This window comes from Pseudoalteromonas sp. SR41-8 (assembly GCF_014163915.1).
Lineage (GTDB): Bacteria > Pseudomonadota > Gammaproteobacteria > Enterobacterales > Alteromonadaceae > Pseudoalteromonas > Pseudoalteromonas rhizosphaerae.
In genome coordinates, this window is the sequence record NZ_JACJEE010000015.1 from 74,204 (window position 1) to 92,045 (window position 17,842).

Genomic DNA, 17,842 nt, shown 5'->3' on the forward strand with positions numbered 1-17,842 from the left:
AACATCAACGATGTTGATAGATGCAAAACATGCTTTTACACAGCTAAGCGAAGATGCACTTATTACCCGTGTAAAAAGCGGTGATCAAAATGCTTATGCTGCACTTTATGAATTACATGTAAAGCGGGTTTATGGATTGTGCTTACGGTTACTCGCAGATCGCGAACATGCCGAAGATGCAACTCAAGAAGTATTTGTGCAGCTGTGGCATAAAATCGCTAGCTTTGAAGGACAGTCACAGTTTTCAACTTGGCTGCACAGTGTCACCAGTAATATTGCGATTAGCTATTTACGTAAACATAAGAATTGGTTGCAAAAAGTAGTGAGCTTCGAGCAAAGCGGTATGGATGAACAAAGCGCAACAGATTGCCAAGGTCTAAATGGACTCGACAAGTTAGTATTACGACTACCTGAGCGAGCTCGTATGGTATTTGTGCTGCACGCCATTGAAGGTTATCGCCATGAAGAGATTGCCACTATGTTAGGAATGGCAGTGGGTTCTAGTAAGTCGCAATTTCATCGCGCCCGTCAGTTATTAAAAGAGTGGTATGAAAATGAGTAAGCCTAATTTTGAAACATTTTTAGCTGAGTCAATCAATAACACTGAGTCAGAGATCTCACCACAAAAAGATTTATGGCCAGGTATCGAAAAAGCATTAACGCATGCTCCTCAGGCGCAAGGTAAAGCTGCGCTGTGGCCTAAATTAGCGGGTGTGGCAGCATGCTCAGTGGCGGCTTTATTAACCGTGCAGTTGCTGTTTTCCGGCTCTGAGCCTGCGACAAGTGTGGTGATGAGTGACTATTTTACCCAGCAAAAACAAACCTTGTTGGTGCAATATCAAAATCAGCCTGCATTGACAGATAACTGGCAACAGCAATTAACAGAATTAGAGGACGCTGAGCGGGCAATAAAGCAAGCCCTCGACAATGAGCCTGAGAATCCAGCGTTATTAAAAATGCTAGCACAGGTTTATCAGCAGCAATTAGATCTAATCAATAAGGTGCATGCACCGAAGTGGCAACAAATTTAGGAGTATCAACCATGAAAACATTACTATTAGCACTAACTTTATTGCCGTTTTTCGCCTCTGCTGGTGAGAAAATCAATGAACAAATTGAGGTGCCCGCTAATAAGCGTATTTTTATAGATAACCAACGCGGTGATGTACGTATTGAGGGCTGGGATAAATCACAATTACAGATCACCGGTGAGCTTGATGATAAAGCACAAGGGTATCGTTTAGAAGTGGCAGGAGATCGTATCGAATTTATCGTTAAAATGCCGCGTAACAATAATAACGGTTGGAATAGTGGCGATGGTTCTCAATTAGTTATTTATATGCCAAATAGCAGCGAACTTGAATTTACCGGTGTTAACGCCACTATCAGTGCTAAAAATTTGATCGCCGGGGCTGATATTGATGTCGTTAATGGTGATATTAACTTACAAAACATCAGTGGCAATATTAGTGTGGATACCGTTAATGGTGATGTCAGTGCGATAGGCTTAAAAGGTGATATACGCTATGAAACCGTAAACGGCGAAATTAATGACAAAGACTCACAAGGCACGCTGCGCTTTACTGCTGTCAATGGTGATATTAAATCCAAAACAACAGCTCAAGAAGTTCGCTTAGAGAATGTTAATGGCGATATCGACTTTGCTTTTCAGGCATTAAAAAGCTTACGTATTAGCACGGTAAATGGTGAGAGTGAAATACATATTAATGAGTTACTAAAAGGTGCGCAAATTACTTATGAATCTGTTAGTGGCGATGCCGATTTTTACTTCCCGACGGATGTTTCTGCGCGGTTTGAAATTGAAGCGCATGCCAATGGTAAAATTATTAATGAGTTGAGTGACGATAAAGTTAAAAAAGCGAAATATGGGCCATCAAGTGAATTGGAGTTTGCGGTTAATGGTGGTGATGCTGATATTGAAATAGACACTATCAGTGGGCGCATAGAATTACGTAAGCAAAAGTAATCTCCCGTAGCAAAGTAGGAAAAGAAATCCTGCTTTGCTCTTTGCACAACGTAGCCAAGTAGATAGAATAGAGGCCATTCATTGTTAGTATTGCGAAGTTATGGCTAAACCAGATAAACAAGTCGACACTCTTAAAGTTCCTCCTCATTCCATTGAAGCAGAGCAATCTGTTTTAGGTGGCTTAATGCTTGATAATCAAGCCTTTGACCGTGTTGCCGAGTTGGTCGTTTCGCAAGATTTCTATACACGTACCCATAAGCTTATTTTTGAAGCCATGGTCGAGCTTGCTGAAATAGGCGATCCAATCGATTTGATCACCATATCAGAGAGCTTAGAGAAAAAGAATTTACTCAGTGGTATCGGTGGTTTTGCTTATTTAGCTGAAATTGCTAAAAATACGCCAAGTGCGGCGAACATCGACGCCTATGCTAATATCGTACGCGAACGTGCTGTGGTACGTGAAATGATTGGCGTTGCCAATGAAATAGCCGAAGCAGGTTTCAATCCGGAAGGGCGCACCAGCCACGATTTACTCGACTTTGCAGAGAGTAAAGTGTTTAAAATTGCTGAGCAGCGGACAAAAAGTAATGATGGTCCGCAAAGTATTCACAGCATCTTAGAAAAAACAGTCGATAAAATCGAAGAGTTGTACCAGTCGCCACAAGATGGTGTGACGGGGGTAAGTACCGGTTATGCCGATCTAGATAAAATGACCACTGGTTTGCAGCCATCAGATTTAATCATTGTGGCCGCCCGTCCGTCGATGGGTAAAACCACATTTGCGATGAACTTAGCTGAACATGCCGCAATGACACAAGATAAGCCTGTGCTTATTTACTCATTAGAAATGCCCTCGGAGCAAATCATGATGAGGATGTTGGCATCCCTTGGTCGAATTAATCAGACCAAAGTGCGCACCGGTCAATTGGATGATGACGATTGGGCGCGTCTTTCATCAACCATGGGGCTACTGATGGAAAAAGGAAAGATGTATGTTGATGATGCATCAGGTCTAACTCCAACAGATGTTCGCTCACGTGCGCGTCGTATAGCTCGTGATCACGGTGGGATAAGTATGATCATGGTCGATTACTTGCAGCTGATGCGCGTTCCCAGCCTCTCTGATAACCGTACTTTAGAGATTGCTGAAATCTCACGGTCACTTAAATCATTAGCAAAAGAACTCCAATGCCCAGTCGTAGCACTGTCGCAGCTAAACCGTACTCTAGAGCAGCGTGCCGATAAACGCCCAATTAACTCCGACTTACGTGAATCAGGCTCTATCGAGCAGGATGCCGATTTAATCATGTTTATCTACCGCGACGAAGTATATAACGAAGACAGTACTGAGAAAGGGATTGCTGAAATTATCATAGGTAAACAACGTAATGGTCCAATTGGTAAAGTACGTTTAACTTTCCAAGGTCAGTTCTCGCGTTTTGATAATTACGCCGGACCTGCGGTAGACGACGATTACTGATGCGTTTAGCTATTGCCGAAATTAACTTACAAGCACTTGCTCATAATTTAGCGCAAGTGCGACAGTTTGCGCCTAACAGTAAAGTTATGGCGGTATTAAAAGCCAATGCTTATGGCCATGGTTTAGTGAAAATAGCGCAGCACCTTAATGATGCTGACGCATTTGCAGTGGCACGAATAGATGAAGCTCTAGCACTGCGGGCGGGTGGGCTGACCAAGCCTATTGTGTTGCTGGAAGGTTTTTTCCATCAAGATGATTTGCCGATTTTATTAGCCAATAACTTTCAAACCATTATCCATGATGAAAATCAGCTCAGAGCACTTGAAAATGCAAAGCTCGATGAACCAATCAGTTGCTGGTTAAAAATCAATACCGGTATGCATCGTTTAGGAATTGCACCAACGCAGTTGCATGATTTTTATCAGCGCTTGCAAGCAACGAATAACGCTAAAGATACAATCAATTTAATGACGCATTTTTCCAGTGCCGATGATGTTAATGATCCCAAAACAGCTGAGCAAATTGCTTTGTTTGATTCATTAGTGCAAGGCAAACAACAAGCACATTGTTTAGCAAATTCGGCTGGTATTATTGCTTGGCCTGCGGGTCATGGTGACTGGGTACGTCCAGGCTTGATGATGTATGGTGTATCACCAATGCTTAACACTTCTGGCAAAGATCATCAGCTGAAGCCGGTGATGCGCTTAACCACTAAGGTCATTGCAATTCGCGATGTTGATGCCGCGCAAGGTGTTGGTTATGGTGGCTGTTGGCAAAGTGCTCAGCCGACTAAGCTTGCAGTGGTGGCCATGGGCTATGGTGATGGTTATCCGCGCCATGCTAGACATGGCACACCTGTAGTGATTGCTGGCAAACGTTATGGTATTGCTGGCAACATCTCTATGGATATGATCAGTGTTGATATTGGTGCAAATGCTGATGGCATCAAAGTCGGCGATGAGGTGGTGATGTGGGGCCCAGAATTACCCGTTGAAGAAATCGCCCAATGTGCCACGACAATCCCTTACGAGTTAGTCTGTAATATTACCCCACGGGTAAGCTATGAATATTTAGAGTAATGCTAAGCGTTACTCTTTGATAAAATACACATCGCTAAAACCCATGCGAGCAAACTCTTCATCACGAAAATTACGCACTGCCGCAGAACCTTTTGAAGTCATAGCAATTTGCTGTTCCATCTTTAAGTAATTTGTTAAATCAATCCCTTCAGCCGCGGCAATAGCCTGATACATATCGCGATATTTATCTTTTGCAAAATTAATTTCGCGAGGCTGATTTTTAAATTTGTACGTAATGCGTCGTGCCATGAGTCACTCATAAAATAATTTAATTGCGTTAATTTTACACCTTCTTCGACATCCGCTCTACCTTTGAATGACTTGTAGCTTAGCTCAAGTTACAATAACGGCCATATTTTTAAATAAACCAAGGAATTGTCATGAAATTATCTGTAGAGATCAGTAAGTACCCACTTCATCAAGATTATATCCCATTTATTAAGGGGTTTATTGATCGCTTAAATGAATATGACGATTTAAAAGTAATAACAAATACCTTGTCGACGCAAATTTTTGGGGATTACGATTTAGTAATGTCAGTGCTTAGTACAGAGATAAAACGTTCATACGAAGAGTTTGGCAAAGCTATTTTTGTTTGTAAATTCCTCAATGGTGATCTCTCTCCCCAATAGCAGCTAAAGCCTTAGTGGATCAATTATGGAATTTATTACAGAAACTCTCGCAGGGTTTACTGCAATGTCGCACTGGGAATATATCGCAGTGGCGCTCTCTATGGCATATTTGCTATTAGCAATAAAAGAAAATCTGTGGTGTTGGCCTGCGGCATTTTTTAGCACCCTTATTTATACCATAATGTATTGGAATGGTGCTTTATTAATGGAATCGCTATTGCATTTTTACTATATGTATATGGCGGTTTATGGGTGGGTAATATGGCGAAAAGGCGACGCTAATAAACATCAATTAGTGATTACCTCATGGTGCTTGCATCAACACTTATTCATTATTATTGCGACTTCGATTGTGGCATTAATATTTGGTTATGTGATGAACAATCACACCCATGCAGACTTTGCTTATTTAGATAGTTTTACAACCTGTTTTGCTGTTGTTACAACGTATTTAGTTGCGAAAAAAGTACTGGAAAATTGGCTGTATTGGATTGTTATTGATGCGGCTTCGATGTATTTGTATTACGAGAAAGGCTACTACCCAACATTAGCGCTGTTTATTTTCTACACCATAATGGCAGCATGGGGGTTTAAAACCTGGTATGAAGAGTATGAGCAAAATCAAGCTAAGCCTTTGGCGCAATTATAAGAAGCAGTATGACAGGTAAAGAAATTAGCGGCATTTTTGCCGCTTTTGATCCACAACTAAAGGTATTGAGCAATGAGCGGCTATTTAGCGGTTTAAGTAACGATAACTTTTTAGTGCGTACTGCACAGCAGGCTTTTTTATTAAAGTGCTATCGCGAGCATTGGCCAGCGCAAGGCTTGGCAGCACAAACTGTATTTGCGCAGCAGCAGGTATGCCCCAAACCACTGTGGACTGATGAAGTTAACAAGCTGGCGATTTTTGAATACCTAGAGGGGGATATTGCACAAGGGGATTACACTTTAGAGTTGTTGCAAAAGTTGATTGCTTTTCATTGCCATGATGTTGTTACTGAGGCGATGGATATAAAGTATGAGCTGGATTTTTATAAAAAAACTCGCTTATACCAGCAATATCAAGCAAGCGTTGAGGATGCATTAAAGCAAATCGCGTTATTACCCCGTGATGAAGGTTTTTGCCATAATGATTTAGTAAAAGAAAACATTATTGTGAATAGCGAAGGCATGTTTTTAATTGACTTTGAGTACGCTAAAAGTAATGACGTATACTTCGATTTAGCAGCACTAACTGTTAGCTTTGCGTTGAATGATAGGCAAAAAAATAGCTTACTTTCAAACTACCAACAGCAATTGCCTGCTATTCAAAAATTTCACTATTCACTGCAAAAGCTTGAATGCTATCAGTTGGTGTTTTTAGTGTTGTGTATTTGTTGGTATAGCGCACGCTCAGTCGATAATAAAGTGACTGAGTTGCGTACGCAGTTGGATTGTTTGATTAGCTCAATGGAGCATCGTTAAAGACCACCAAAACGCGCCGCAAGTTCTTTGTATTTTGCAACTTCATCTGCATCAAATAGTGGTTCGCCGTTTTCATCAACAGATTTCGATATTAATAAACTTTCCCGGGCAAGACGCTTTACACGTTCAACTTTAACCCCTAAAAACTCCGCTACTTGCTCGGTTGACATTAAACTCATAGATACTTCCTCATGTTAAACCTTTTACAAGCGCCTTAAAAAGTCGTTAAACGGGCATTTATATGTTGCAAAATGGTTAGTGATTTTTATTAAGTATAATTTAATAGCTGTTTTTTGCTTGCTTGTGAAGTAATTTATTATAATTTGCTGAATTATTAAGCATCTAAGCGATAGAAGCTAGCATTTAATTGCATATGCCTTTATTATTGCTCGGCCTAAGCACTGATATCGCGAGTTGGTGTGGTGGCACAAATGTGCTCTCGTGGTGAAATGGATATCACGTGGCCCTCCGGAGGCTGAGTTGTAGGTTCGATCCCTACCGAGAGCGCCATTTGCAATAATGCCAAGCCTTTCATCAAAGGCTATCAATAATAACTCTCTATCTTACTCCACTGTGTTTGCCCTCAATTACACTCTTTTAGTACTCATGATGTAAATAAACCCCTACTAATATTTTGAATTAAATAAATTGCACAAGTGGTAAAACTGACAACTGGACTATACTCATAATTCATTATCTTAGGGAATTGTATTATGCACTACAGCTCGCCTCCATTAAAAATGGGGGGATTACAGTTTCATGTCCTTTTGCATACTAAGTAAGTCGAGCACAGTTGTTATTAGGCAATGCCTGTGAGTGTTGTGTTAAATGAGCTCTTTAGCAAAGGGTACTCTGGAGATTGAATGAATATTAAAACCCGTATTCTGGTGTTTGTCATTTTGTTTGAGATATTGGCTTATTCAACCCTACAGTTATTCAACACGCTAATTTACAAAGAATCTTTGGATGAATTTAAGCAAAATGAAATTCAGGCTGTGTTTAATGGCACTATTTCCCGTATCAATCATCTTACAGAACAAATGCAAGGTCATGCGATCGATCTGGCTCTAAGTGGTGAACAGTTATACTTTCTGCGTCATCAAAAATCTACTCCCATGGCTGATATCAAGGAACTGGCTCAGCGCACGTTACAAAACAAGTTTACTAGTTTTGAGCAAGCTATGGGCGGAGGGCTTTGGTATCAACCGCAGGTACTGGATGAGCAGTATCGTTATTTTGGCCCATATGTATATAAAGAAAATAAACAGCTGCAATTTACGTGGGATCTCAATACACCACAGTACGATTATTTTTCTCAGGATTGGTACCAGCTTGCTGTACAGCAAGGGTGGGGATTAAACCAATCAAGCTATCGTCCTATATTTTGGACTAACCCTTATTACGATGATGCAGGCTCATTCTCGTTGATGATGACCATAGATGCGGTGATGCTTGACGATAACCGCAGTCCGATTGGTATGGCTACGCTCGACTGGTCTTTAGCTGAGTTAAGTGAGTTTTTAGTCAGCATTAAAGTGACCGAAAATGCACAATCATTTTTATTTCACCGGGATTCTGAGTTAATTATTGGCTTTACAGACAAGCCTCAAACGGTACAGCAGTTGACCGATGACTTTCCTTGGGCGGCAACATTAGTAGCTCAAAGTCGGTTAAGTAAGGTCAATAGCTTTGGGTTTGAGCAGCTAGCAATTGAAGATAAGTATATTTTTTATCAGCTTAGTGAGAGCGGTTTTATCTTTGGCTCATTAGTTCCTAAAAATGATTTAAGTAAACAAGTTGATAAAGTGTCTTCTTGGGCTTTAATCACAGGCAGTGGCATAGGGCTCGGCTTTATTATACTGATGATTTTTATCCTCAAAGCTTTGTTTAGCCCTTTTGATCAGGTCTTAAATATCATAAAAAGCTCTATTCGTTATGGTAGTAATAAGCAAGTTAATCTACTGCCAGTTGAGTATGCTAAACGCAATGAGTTTACCCCAATTATTACTGCTTTAAATGATGTGTACTTACAAGTAAAAAGCTACGTCAGTGAGATTGAAGATGCGAATACCAAGTTGATGTCTTCACAGCAACAAGTAAAACAGTTAAATGCGGTACTTGAGCGTAAAGTGGCTCTGCGTACTGCTGAGCTTGAGACTAAGACCAAAGAAGCAACATTATCGCTGGAACAGCTAAAACGTACTCAGCAACAGTTAATTGAAAATGAAAAGCATGCGTCGTTAGGACGATTAGTTGCTGGAGTTGCTCATCAAATAAATACCCCATTGGGCATTTGCGTCACGGCTGCATCAGTACTGGAAAGCACCTCGAAAACTATTCATGGCAAAGCGGCTGCGGGTAACATGTCGAGAGAGGAGTTTAATCAGGCCTATGATCATATAATACAAAGCACAGAGTTATTGAGCGTTAATCTCCACAGAGCTACAAATCTAATCAATAACTTTAAACAAGTTGCGGTAGACAACGATACACAGGAAAATCGCTGGTTTAACTTAGGTGAGTATATCGATAATATTCTGCTGTCAATCCACTCACGTGTTGACCAAACCCCTCATAAAGTTAAATGCCAATACCAGCAAGAAATTCGTTTTTTTGCCTCACCAAGTGCATTCTCGCAAATTTTAGGGCAGCTAGTGGAAAATGCCTTAGTTTACGCTTTTGATGATTCAACGCCTGGGGAGGTGAACATTACAGTGAGTAAACATGATGAACAACTTCAGCTGATAATCAGCGATAATGGTAAAGGCATGCCAGAAGATGTCCGCAAGCAAGTATTTGACCCGTTCTTTTCTACGAATAACGCACAACTGAGCTTAGGTTTGGGGTTGCACATTGTTTATAATTTAGTAATACATAAACTAGCCGGTACGATAGAGTGCCAGAGTCAATTAGGTACTGGCACTACTTTTATCATTACTATACCAATCAATGTAATTGAACAACCGTGAGTATTTTTAAAGCCACTTTTTATTTTTGAAGTAAACGCCGATGGCACCGGTGATCACGACTAAAAATATAACAAAAAAACTAAATGCGTAAGGGCTCTCTGTACCAGGGATACCGCCTACATTTACGCCAAGTAAACCGGTTAAAAATCCTAGCGGTAAAAACAGTGCCGCAACCACCGACATCACATACATACGCTGATTTAATTGTTCAGAAACCTGATTAGTAATGGTTTGTTGAATAATTTGCGCACGTTCAATAGAGCTGTCTAATTCTTCAATAAAGCGGATCAGTAGATTGGTGGTTTCGTTTAACTTGGCTTTGTCGTTTTCACTAAGCCAGCTGTATTTGTTTGCCATTAAAGTACTGAGCGCTTCTTTTTGTGGCCTTAAGTAGCGTTTTAAACCAATTGATTGACGGCGTAACTGCGACAGTCCTTGGTTATCAAAGCGCTTGGTCGGCTCGTCAATTTCATCTTCAAAAATATCTAGAGTGTCATCTAAACCATCAATTACCCCTTGCATACGTGAGGTAAGATTTTGTGTAAGTTGGCAAACTAATTCAGAAATGCTAACTGGCCCATTTTTTTCTTCCAGTGCAGCTAAAATATCTTGGACTGAAAGTAAACGGCGTTTTCGGGTAGTGACCACTACATTTTCATTGATAAATAAACGAATTGAGACCATGTCTTCAGGGCTCTGCGCAGGATTTAAATTCACGCCTCGTAAAAACAACATACAACCGTTAGTTACTTTGGTGATACGAGGGCGTGTTTCATCGGCTGTTAATGATGCAAGTTCATAATCAGTCAACAATTCACTGTTTTGTAACCAATCTATGGCTTCACTTTGGCTATAATCAAGATGAACCCACAATTTACCTTGCTCAGGCTGCCAGTTATGTAGGTCTGCGCTATTATCAATTGTGCGTGCGCCGCCTTGTTCATCAAGTATAAGTGCGTGTAGTAAACCATTGAACATAGTAAATTCTCATTAATCCTGTATGTTAATATAGTTGACTATTGAGTGACTTAGGTCAATTAAATTAGCTTATCATTTGGATAAAATTATTTCATTTGTGTTTTTATCCGTGTAGCGTATAAGACAGTTTTTTATTAAAGGGCACATTTATGACGGCAAAGATAATTGTTGGTTGGCGTGAGTGGTTAAGTTTACCTGAGCTTGGCATTAATCAAATTAAGGCTAAGATTGATACGGGCGCCCGTACGTCATGTATTCATGCTCTTAATATTGAAGAATATGAGCGAGAAGGCGAAAAGTGGGTTAAATTTATTGCTCAGCCTTTGCAAGAAGATGAGCACACTCAAATTGAGTGTGCTGCTAAAGTAAAAAAGATGAAATATGTAACCAGCTCAAGTGGGCAGCGTGAGTTGCGGTATTTTATTGAGACTAAGCTCTGCGCTGGTGATAAAAGTTGGCCAATAGAAGTCACTTTGACCAGCCGAGCGAGTATGAAGTTTAGAATGTTATTAGGGCGCACAGCCATGGAAAATCGTATAGTCGTTGATCCGGCTTTATCTCATTTATTAGATAGTTAAGGTTTTAACTATGAAAATTGGTATTTTATCTCGTAACAAGAATTTATATTCAACGCGTCGTTTAATTGAAGCAGCTGAGATGCGTGGTCATGAAGTAAAAGTGATCGATGCATTACGTTGTTACATGAACATTAACTCTGAGCAACCAGAGATCCATTATCGCGGTGAAAATTTAAAAGATTTTGATACCATAATCCCGCGTATTGGTGCTTCAGTTACTTTTTATGGTTGTGCAGTACTGCGTCAGTTTGAAATGATGAATGTATTTCCTGTTAATGAATCAGTTGCTATTTCACGTTCGCGAGATAAATTACGTTCGTTACAGTTGTTATCACGTAAAGGCGTTGGTATGCCGGTAACCGGTTTTGCCAGCAAGCCAGATGACGTTAAAGACTTACTAGAAATGGTTGGCGGTGCACCTGTAGTTATTAAGCTGTTAGAGGGTACTCAAGGCATTGGTGTGGTGTTAGCTGAAACACGTAAAGCAGCTGAGAGTGTTATTGAAGCCTTTATGGGCTTAAAAGCTAATATCATGGTACAAGAGTATATTAAAGAAGCTGGTGGTGCTGATATCCGCTGTTTCGTACTTGGAGACAAAGTGATTGCCGCAATGAAGCGTCAAGCACAAGATGGTGAGTTCCGTTCTAATTTACACCGCGGTGGCAGTGCAACATTAGTGCGTATTACGCCAGAAGAACGTAGAACAGCAGTAGCTGCAGCTAAAGCAATGGGCTTGAACGTAGCTGGGGTTGATTTACTTCGTTCATCTCGCGGACCTTTGGTAATGGAAGTTAACTCTTCACCAGGTCTTGAAGGTATCGAAGTAGCAACAGGAAAAGATATTGCAGGTATGGTGATCGAATTTATCGAAAAAACCGCTGCAACCAAAAGGACCGCAACGCGTGGCAAAGGTTAGAATCAATAGTGCGTTTACTTTATTAGGTGAAACGGTGGGTGTCGGTGAGCGTAAGACGCTGGCTCTAGAAGCAGCTAAACTGTACACCCATTCGCCGTTGAATATCCCAATAGAGGTAGTGAATGGAGTTCAAGCAGGGCCTGTTTTAATGGTCTGTGCGGCTATTCATGGTGATGAACTCAATGGCGTAGAGGTCGTACGCCAATTATTAGCAAAAATAGATGCTAACCAGCTGCGTGGTACGCTGATTGCTGTGCCGATTGTTAACGTATTTGGTTTTATTCATAAGTCACGTTATTTACCTGATCGCCGTGATATGAATCGCAGCTTTCCAGGTTCTATTCGTGGATCGCTTGCTGGACGTATGGCACATATGTTCTTTTCGCAAGTGGCCATTCATTGTACGCATATTATTGATTTACATACTGGCGCAATACATCGCACCAATTTACCGCAAATTCGCGCAGATTTGAGTGATGAAGCAACGGCACAAATGGCGAATGCATTTGGTACACCAGCCGTTATTGATGCGTCACTTCGTAATGGTTCACTGCGAAGTGAGGCCGCGAACTTAGGTATTCCGGTGATCACATACGAAGCTGGAGAAGCGCTGCGGTTTGATCCAATTGCAATAGCGGCTGGTATGCAAGGCGTTGATTATGTCATGCGTCATTTAAAAATGATCCGTGGCAAGCGTGCTAAAAAGTTACCTGAGCCAATTATTGCCAGCTCAACCAGTTGGGTGCGTGCTGAAGTCGATGGCATTGTGCGTGCGCAAGTATCATTGGGTGAGCGAGTAATGAAAGGGCAAATATTAGCTTATATCAGTAGCCCGCTCGGTGATTCTGAGCTGGAATTATTAGCGCCAAGAAGTGGTATAGTGATTGGTCAACAAACTATGCCACTGGTTAATGAAGGGGATGCAGTGTTTCATTTAGCATATTTTGCTCACGCAAACAGCTTGGTAGAACAACAGCTTGAAACCTTTATTGATGAAATAAGTGATATTGAAGATGAGTTAAAAACAGCGGAATTAAATAATTAATTGCTGATTGTAACTAATCAAAAAAGCCGTTTAAGGATATTCTTAAACGGCTTTTTGTTATGTGCTTTTCGTTTATTGCAGCTTTTTAGGTCCAATAGCGCGCTTAACCGCGATTGCTTTAGTAGGTTTCGGCTCTTTATTTAAAACCATCACCGGACGAGTAACAAATAGGTTATTAGGATAAATAACTCGGTGCCCATCAACATGTTCTAATACCACATTCATCAAGCCCATCTCGACAATACGCCCCTCAACAAAGTTCGCGCCGTCAATAACTCTAACCCAATAACCAACACGACAGTCATTTTGAATAAACATTAGCAAAAACGAGGTCAGATTGCTTAATAGCGACCAAGCTGCAAATAGTGCAACACCTAGCATGGCAAACAAAGATGAGCCAAGTACCAGTAAACCCCGTAATTCAATACCCCAAAAAACTAACACTAAGCACAGCATTACAAATGCGAGAATAATTTTCAGTAATAGTTCGGCACGATATTTACGGTGAATATCGACTTTGCCCTTAATAGTTTTTTCGAGTAATTTTTTAGTCAGTTTTAATAGTACAGGAAAAAGTAACAGAGCAACTAAAGTGACGACGAGTTTATACTGCGTGCTAAGAATATCTAACAGTTCCACAATCAATCCAAATGCGGTTTAGGAGCAACTAGTTTAGCGTTTTTAGCACACTTTAAAAGGAATTTTTTACAGTGACTAGCCATTGAATAGAATCAACATCATCACTTTTATCAAGTGGAGCGGCGATATCTAAATGGATCACAGTTCCTGCATTTGCTCTGCTTGGAGCGAGCCGTAACCCGATACCTATATTTTTCAATACTTGGCCATTTTTACCGTTATTTTGGTCATTAAACCAAGCGCGACCAATATCAAAAAATGCAGCTCCACCAACTTTAAACAGCTGAAGCAGGTCGTATTCCCAATAATAGCGTTTTTCAAGATTAACTAAAAAACTACGATCGCCTTGTTGGTAGTCTAGCGGATAGCCACGTAGGCCATTTTCGCCGCCTAAGATTAGCTGTTTGTCGGGAGTTAGGTTTTTAGCATAGTCTAAGCGTATTTTGGCATACCACGATTGTTCAAAACTGGTGTTTAAATAATACTGCACTTGAGTGCTCGCGAGTAAGTTCTCTACTTTGCTTTGTTGTTCGTTCCAATTACCATCTAGGCTAGCATGAAAGCGCCAAAGGGTATTATCGCCACTAAAATGAGCTTTTTTCGCATCAAAAGAGTAAATAGCGCGGCTATCGTCATTGCTTAGTTCTTCACTTGCATAGCCTAATAAACCTTGCACATTCCAACCAAGATTTAAATCTTCAGTACGATAAATACTGTCGAAATTACGCACTTTTATGTAGTGATCTTCAAACCAATGACCACTGATATATGGATAGCTTAGCTCCCGTTTTTCAGCCAATGGTGTGACGGTATTTACTGTGCTCTCAAAAGCTTGCTGTTCATGGGTATAACCGACGCTAATGCGTTGAGTCCAATTATTAGCAAGCTGTTTAGAGTGGCCAAAGTGAATGCGATTATAGTCTGTTTTCTGGATAAATTGACTGAATACTTCACCACGTTTGTAAAGAGATTCAGTTCGTTGATCAGAAAAGCTTAATAAACCATAGCTGTAAGGTGTCTCAATAGAGTAAAAAGGGTAGCTAAGCTCGAATAAATGGCGTTTACCATCGTCGTTATCAGAGTATTCTATGCGACCACGGTAGCGGCTAGAAAGTATATTAGGATCATCATAAACAAACAGGTAACCATTTCGTTCAGCATCAGTAGTGCGAGCGAGTGATAAACGTTTACCCCAGCCAAATAAATTGGATTCACGAAAACCAATACTCGATTTATTTTCGCCACCGCTGCGGCTAAAGCTAATTTCTGGTAGTAACGTCCATAAGTCGCGGGTGATCACTTTCACATCTATGTCACCATCGCAGTTAGTTTCTGCTTTTATTCTGGCATCGTATAGATAACTTTGGTGACGTAATAAGCGCTCTGATTCGGCGAGTTTTTTCGGCTCATAGTGATCACCAGGTTCGAACAATAAAATACTTTTTATAACATTAGGCTCTGTGGTCATATGAACGCGATTAGCAAAGCGAAATAATGCGTTATTTTCTGCTTCTAAATTGGTATTGAAAACGTTAAGTTGCTCAAGTTCGACCTGGGCTATTTTTGCATTATTAGTTTTTTCTGGCAGCTGTATATCAACATCAAGTTGGCGACGTAGATTTTTTTCAGTGGGTGTAGTTGTGCGCTGATTACTGCAACTTTGCTGCCCGTCATCAAACGATTGCGCTAAGCCATAGGATGAATAGAGCAAAGTGCTGCAACAGCTAGACAATAAAAGTGCATAAGCGTTATTTATCACCATTGAAATCCTTGATTATGGGTTTTTAGCGTTTACCCACTACACACTAAGTTAGTGTATAAGTCTACCTCATTGTTGCAATAGTGTAAGAAAATAGTGTGCTAAAGCTGCTAATAAATGCTCAGCTTCAATGCCTTCGCCATTAATCCAAATGCTGTTACTGTAATGTTCAAAGTTTAAATTAAAGCTCTGCTGCGCATACGTAAAGCGGCATTGGTGGCGATCCGCTCCCGCTGCAAATTCACCAATTACTATTTCTGGGCCATGTAAAAATAACTGCGCCCAAAGCTCGAAATCATCATCGTTGGGCATTTCGCTGGGGATAATAATAATAGCATTATGTTGATTATCTAGTTGCAGCTGAGTCATCAATTTTCTCTTTATTTAAGACTGGGCTAAGTAGTCGCGTATGGCGTGTAAAAAAGGGCTGCCGTACTTATTGAGTTTAGTAAAGCCAACTCCTGACACTTTGAGAAATTCACTGTCATTGGTTGGCATTAGTTGCGCCATTTCTGCGAGGGTTTTATCGTTAAACACCACATATGGTGGCACATCATCCGCATCGGCAAGCTCTTTACGTAAGGCACGTAGTTTGGCAAATAGCTTTTTATCGTAATTAAACTGAGCGAGCTTGTCTTGGTATACGTGCTTCGCTTGCAGACGTGGTTCAGCCATTTGCAGCGCGTATTGACCTTTCAAAATAGCGCGAGCTCCTTCGGTTAAGCGCAGTGCTGAGCCTTGGGTGATATCTTGACTCAGTAAGCCTTGGTGAATCAGTTGGCGTAAAATACTGAGCCAAAATTCACTACTGTGGTCTTTACCAATGCCATAAGTGCTGAGTTGGTGGTGATTGTTATCCCTAATGCGGCTGGTATTTGCTCCGCGCAGTAGCTCAACTATGTAGCCTAAACCAAACCGTTGTTCGGCACGATACACACACGAAAGGGCTTGTTGTGCCACTAAAGTACCATCAAAACTTTTTGGTGGATTTAGGCAAATATCGCAGTTACCGCACGGTTCGCGTTGATATTCACTAAAATAGTTAAGAAGTATTTGTCGACGACATGTTTGTGCTTCTGCGAAGCTGGCCATGGCGTTAAAACGTTGCTCTTCGACACGACGACGTTGTTCATCTTCAATGTCTTCAAAAAATCGCCTAACACGGCCAATATCGGCCGGATCAAAATACATAATAGCTTCAGCGGCCAAGCCATCACGGCCAGCACGGCCAGTTTCTTGATAGTAAGACTCGATACTTTTGGGAATATCATAATGCAGTACAAAACGGACGTTGGGTTTATTGATGCCCATGCCAAAGGCTACAGTAGCCACCACAATTTGGATATCATCACGGGCGAAACCGGTTTGTACAAATTGGCGTTGCTCGTTACTCATACCAGCATGGTAAGCCGCTGCGTTCATTCCCGCATCAGCGATCTTTTCAGCTATTTCATCAACTCGTTTTCGACTGGTGCAATAAATAATACCACTTTGATTTTGTTGTTCTTTTAAGTAGCGAAGTAATTGCGCCAGCGGTTTGAATTTTTCTTCAATGGTGTAACGAATATTTGGTCGATCGAAACTACCAGTGTGTATATAGGGGGCATTTAAACCAAGCTGCTGGACGATATCAAACCGCGTGGCTTTATCAGCTGTCGCTGTGAGCGCCATCATAGGCACATCTGCAAAGCGTTGTTTTAGTTCGCTTAAGCGGCAGTAGTGAGGGCGAAAATCATGACCCCAATGTGATACACAGTGAGCTTCGTCAATCGCAAATAAACTAATATTAAGGTGACTTAAGCGCTCTTTAAATTCATGTTGCAGCACTTTTTCAGGTGCAACATACAGTAGCTTAAGCAAACCACTGTGCAGTTGTTGATATATTTGCTGCTGTTCGTCGCGGTTTAAACTGTTATTGATATACGCCGCTTTCACCCCGAGCGCTTGCAATTGTGATACTTGATCTTGCATAAGGGAAATTAATGGCGAAATAACGACTGTCAGACCGCTTAAGGCAAGCGCGGGCACTTGGTAGCATACTGATTTGCCGCCGCCAGTTGGCAGCAATACTAGCGAATCTTGGCCGTTAAGGGCTGCATTGATCACCGTTTCTTGGCCATCACGAAATTCGCTATAGCCAAACACTTGTTTGAGTATAGCTGCGGGACTGCGCACTACGGTGCTTGCTGTGGGATTTGGTGTATTCATCGCGGACATTTTAGAGCTTTTAGGCGACCTTGCATAGGTGCTTTTTATCGCACTTTCTTTTTAGTTGTGCTTTACTCATCTTACCAGTTATAAAGTTGCGGATAATAA

19 protein-coding genes and 1 tRNA gene are annotated in these 17,842 nt (G+C 41.0%); 13 read left to right on the top strand and 7 right to left on the bottom strand.

Annotation, left to right across the window (positions count from 1 at the left end):
• The first annotated feature begins 10 nt into the window (after positions 1–10).
• The 5 genes from H5162_RS11930 (at position 11) to alr (ending at position 4,546) form a co-directional block, all read left to right on the top strand.
• Entirely contained in the window at positions 11–562 is a 552-nt protein-coding gene (locus H5162_RS11930) for an RNA polymerase sigma factor (protein ID WP_182718069.1), read from the top strand.
• Complete coding sequence (locus H5162_RS11935) at positions 549–1,031, top strand: hypothetical protein (RefSeq protein WP_182731620.1); 483 nt, start codon at positions 549–551, stop codon at positions 1,029–1,031. Before H5162_RS11930 ends, H5162_RS11935 begins: the two co-directional genes overlap by 14 nt.
• Positions 1,032–1,042: 11 nt before the next feature.
• Positions 1,043–1,987, top strand: coding sequence for a DUF4097 family beta strand repeat-containing protein (locus tag H5162_RS11940; RefSeq protein WP_182778614.1), 945 nt, complete (start codon positions 1,043–1,045; stop codon positions 1,985–1,987).
• A gap of 100 nt (positions 1,988–2,087) precedes the next feature.
• Positions 2,088–3,467 carry a replicative DNA helicase gene (gene dnaB, locus H5162_RS11945; RefSeq protein WP_145237015.1) on the top strand — a complete coding sequence of 460 codons (1,380 nt, stop codon included), beginning with the start codon at positions 2,088–2,090 and terminating at the stop codon, positions 3,465–3,467.
• Positions 3,467–4,546, top strand: a complete 1,080-nt coding sequence (gene alr / locus H5162_RS11950) for an alanine racemase (RefSeq protein ID WP_182778616.1) — start codon at positions 3,467–3,469, stop codon at positions 4,544–4,546. The genes dnaB and alr overlap by 1 nt, the downstream gene beginning before the upstream one ends.
• 9 nt (positions 4,547–4,555) lie before the next feature.
• Here the strand turns inward: alr and H5162_RS11955 are convergent, their stop codons facing one another.
• Positions 4,556–4,795, bottom strand: a complete 240-nt coding sequence (locus tag H5162_RS11955) for a DUF2960 domain-containing protein (RefSeq protein WP_145237021.1) — start codon at positions 4,793–4,795, stop codon at positions 4,556–4,558.
• A gap of 131 nt (positions 4,796–4,926) precedes the next feature.
• Here H5162_RS11955 and H5162_RS11960 point away from each other — a divergent pair, with 131 nt between their 5' ends.
• From H5162_RS11960 to H5162_RS11970, 3 genes are read left to right on the top strand one after another with little or no spacing between them, the layout of a single operon-like run.
• Positions 4,927–5,178 carry a hypothetical protein gene (locus H5162_RS11960; RefSeq protein ID WP_145237024.1) on the top strand — a complete coding sequence of 84 codons (252 nt, stop codon included), beginning with the start codon at positions 4,927–4,929 and terminating at the stop codon, positions 5,176–5,178.
• Between the two features lie 25 nt (positions 5,179–5,203).
• On the top strand, positions 5,204–5,827 hold the full coding sequence (gene pnuC, locus H5162_RS11965) for a nicotinamide riboside transporter PnuC (protein WP_145237027.1): 624 nt from the start codon (positions 5,204–5,206) through the stop codon (positions 5,825–5,827).
• A gap of 8 nt (positions 5,828–5,835) precedes the next feature.
• The gene (locus H5162_RS11970) at positions 5,836–6,642 is read left to right on the top strand and encodes a phosphotransferase (RefSeq protein ID WP_182778618.1); all 807 of its coding nucleotides are present in this window, start codon (positions 5,836–5,838) and stop codon (positions 6,640–6,642) included.
• Here H5162_RS11970 and H5162_RS11975 read toward each other — a convergent pair.
• Entirely contained in the window at positions 6,639–6,821 is a 183-nt protein-coding gene (locus H5162_RS11975) for a helix-turn-helix domain-containing protein (protein ID WP_145237033.1), read from the bottom strand. The two genes, H5162_RS11970 and H5162_RS11975, sit on opposite strands and share 4 nt — an antisense overlap.
• A gap of 256 nt (positions 6,822–7,077) precedes the next feature.
• Here H5162_RS11975 and H5162_RS11980 point away from each other — a divergent pair.
• Both H5162_RS11980 and H5162_RS11985 read left to right on the top strand, forming a co-directional pair.
• A tRNA-Arg gene (locus H5162_RS11980) sits at positions 7,078–7,152 on the top strand.
• Between the two features lie 353 nt (positions 7,153–7,505).
• Entirely contained in the window at positions 7,506–9,611 is a 2,106-nt protein-coding gene (locus H5162_RS11985; RefSeq protein ID WP_145237036.1) for an ATP-binding protein, read from the top strand.
• 6 nt (positions 9,612–9,617) lie between these two features.
• On the opposite strand, the gene H5162_RS11990 is transcribed toward H5162_RS11985, so the two are convergent.
• Positions 9,618–10,589 carry a zinc transporter ZntB gene (locus H5162_RS11990; RefSeq protein ID WP_182735129.1) on the bottom strand — a complete coding sequence of 324 codons (972 nt, stop codon included), beginning with the start codon at positions 10,587–10,589 and terminating at the stop codon, positions 9,618–9,620.
• Between the two features lie 149 nt (positions 10,590–10,738).
• Between H5162_RS11990 and H5162_RS11995 the strand changes: the two genes are divergently transcribed.
• From H5162_RS11995 to H5162_RS12005, 3 genes are read left to right on the top strand one after another with little or no spacing between them, the layout of a single operon-like run.
• Entirely contained in the window at positions 10,739–11,167 is a 429-nt protein-coding gene (locus H5162_RS11995; RefSeq protein ID WP_182778620.1) for an ATP-dependent zinc protease, read from the top strand.
• A gap of 10 nt (positions 11,168–11,177) precedes the next feature.
• On the top strand, positions 11,178–12,083 hold the full coding sequence (gene rimK, locus H5162_RS12000) for a 30S ribosomal protein S6--L-glutamate ligase (RefSeq protein ID WP_145237045.1): 906 nt from the start codon (positions 11,178–11,180) through the stop codon (positions 12,081–12,083).
• Positions 12,070–13,128, top strand: a complete 1,059-nt coding sequence (locus H5162_RS12005) for a succinylglutamate desuccinylase/aspartoacylase family protein (RefSeq protein WP_145237048.1) — start codon at positions 12,070–12,072, stop codon at positions 13,126–13,128. The genes rimK and H5162_RS12005 overlap by 14 nt, the downstream gene beginning before the upstream one ends.
• A gap of 72 nt (positions 13,129–13,200) precedes the next feature.
• Here H5162_RS12005 and H5162_RS12010 read toward each other — a convergent pair whose 3' ends face one another.
• From H5162_RS12010 to recQ, 4 genes are all read right to left on the bottom strand, one after another.
• Positions 13,201–13,767 carry a mechanosensitive ion channel domain-containing protein gene (locus tag H5162_RS12010; protein WP_145237051.1) on the bottom strand — a complete coding sequence of 189 codons (567 nt, stop codon included), beginning with the start codon at positions 13,765–13,767 and terminating at the stop codon, positions 13,201–13,203.
• A gap of 52 nt (positions 13,768–13,819) precedes the next feature.
• A complete protein-coding gene (locus H5162_RS12015) occupies positions 13,820–15,526 on the bottom strand; it encodes a hypothetical protein (protein ID WP_404936103.1) in 1,707 nt (568 codons plus the stop codon).
• Between the two features lie 69 nt (positions 15,527–15,595).
• A complete protein-coding gene (locus tag H5162_RS12020) occupies positions 15,596–15,895 on the bottom strand; it encodes a DUF3630 family protein (protein ID WP_145237057.1) in 300 nt (99 codons plus the stop codon).
• 15 nt (positions 15,896–15,910) lie between these two features.
• Positions 15,911–17,734, bottom strand: a complete 1,824-nt coding sequence (recQ, locus tag H5162_RS12025) for a DNA helicase RecQ (RefSeq protein ID WP_182760422.1) — start codon at positions 17,732–17,734, stop codon at positions 15,911–15,913.
• Between the last annotated feature and the right edge of the window lie 108 nt (positions 17,735–17,842).

What these genes read in the sequence shown, in the direction of transcription:
- H5162_RS11930 (WP_182718069.1), top strand. Translation starts at nt 11, where the DNA reads ATGTTGATAGATGCAAAACATGCTTTTACACAGCTAAGCGAAGATGCA.
- H5162_RS11935 (WP_182731620.1), top strand. Translation starts at nt 549, where the DNA reads ATGAAAATGAGTAAGCCTAATTTTGAAACATTTTTAGCTGAGTCAATC.
- H5162_RS11940 (WP_182778614.1), top strand. Translation starts at nt 1,043, where the DNA reads ATGAAAACATTACTATTAGCACTAACTTTATTGCCGTTTTTCGCCTCT.
- dnaB (WP_145237015.1), top strand. Translation starts at nt 2,088, where the DNA reads ATGGCTAAACCAGATAAACAAGTCGACACTCTTAAAGTTCCTCCTCAT.
- alr (WP_182778616.1), top strand. Translation starts at nt 3,467, where the DNA reads ATGCGTTTAGCTATTGCCGAAATTAACTTACAAGCACTTGCTCATAAT.
- H5162_RS11955 (WP_145237021.1), bottom strand. Translation starts at nt 4,795, where the DNA reads ATGGCACGACGCATTACGTACAAATTTAAAAATCAGCCTCGCGAAATT.
- H5162_RS11960 (WP_145237024.1), top strand. Translation starts at nt 4,927, where the DNA reads ATGAAATTATCTGTAGAGATCAGTAAGTACCCACTTCATCAAGATTAT.
- pnuC (WP_145237027.1), top strand. Translation starts at nt 5,204, where the DNA reads ATGGAATTTATTACAGAAACTCTCGCAGGGTTTACTGCAATGTCGCAC.
- H5162_RS11970 (WP_182778618.1), top strand. Translation starts at nt 5,836, where the DNA reads ATGACAGGTAAAGAAATTAGCGGCATTTTTGCCGCTTTTGATCCACAA.
- H5162_RS11975 (WP_145237033.1), bottom strand. Translation starts at nt 6,821, where the DNA reads ATGAGTTTAATGTCAACCGAGCAAGTAGCGGAGTTTTTAGGGGTTAAA.
- H5162_RS11985 (WP_145237036.1), top strand. Translation starts at nt 7,506, where the DNA reads ATGAATATTAAAACCCGTATTCTGGTGTTTGTCATTTTGTTTGAGATA.
- H5162_RS11990 (WP_182735129.1), bottom strand. Translation starts at nt 10,589, where the DNA reads ATGTTCAATGGTTTACTACACGCACTTATACTTGATGAACAAGGCGGC.
- H5162_RS11995 (WP_182778620.1), top strand. Translation starts at nt 10,739, where the DNA reads ATGACGGCAAAGATAATTGTTGGTTGGCGTGAGTGGTTAAGTTTACCT.
- rimK (WP_145237045.1), top strand. Translation starts at nt 11,178, where the DNA reads ATGAAAATTGGTATTTTATCTCGTAACAAGAATTTATATTCAACGCGT.
- H5162_RS12020 (WP_145237057.1), bottom strand. Translation starts at nt 15,895, where the DNA reads ATGACTCAGCTGCAACTAGATAATCAACATAATGCTATTATTATTATC.
- recQ (WP_182760422.1), bottom strand. Translation starts at nt 17,734, where the DNA reads ATGAATACACCAAATCCCACAGCAAGCACCGTAGTGCGCAGTCCCGCA.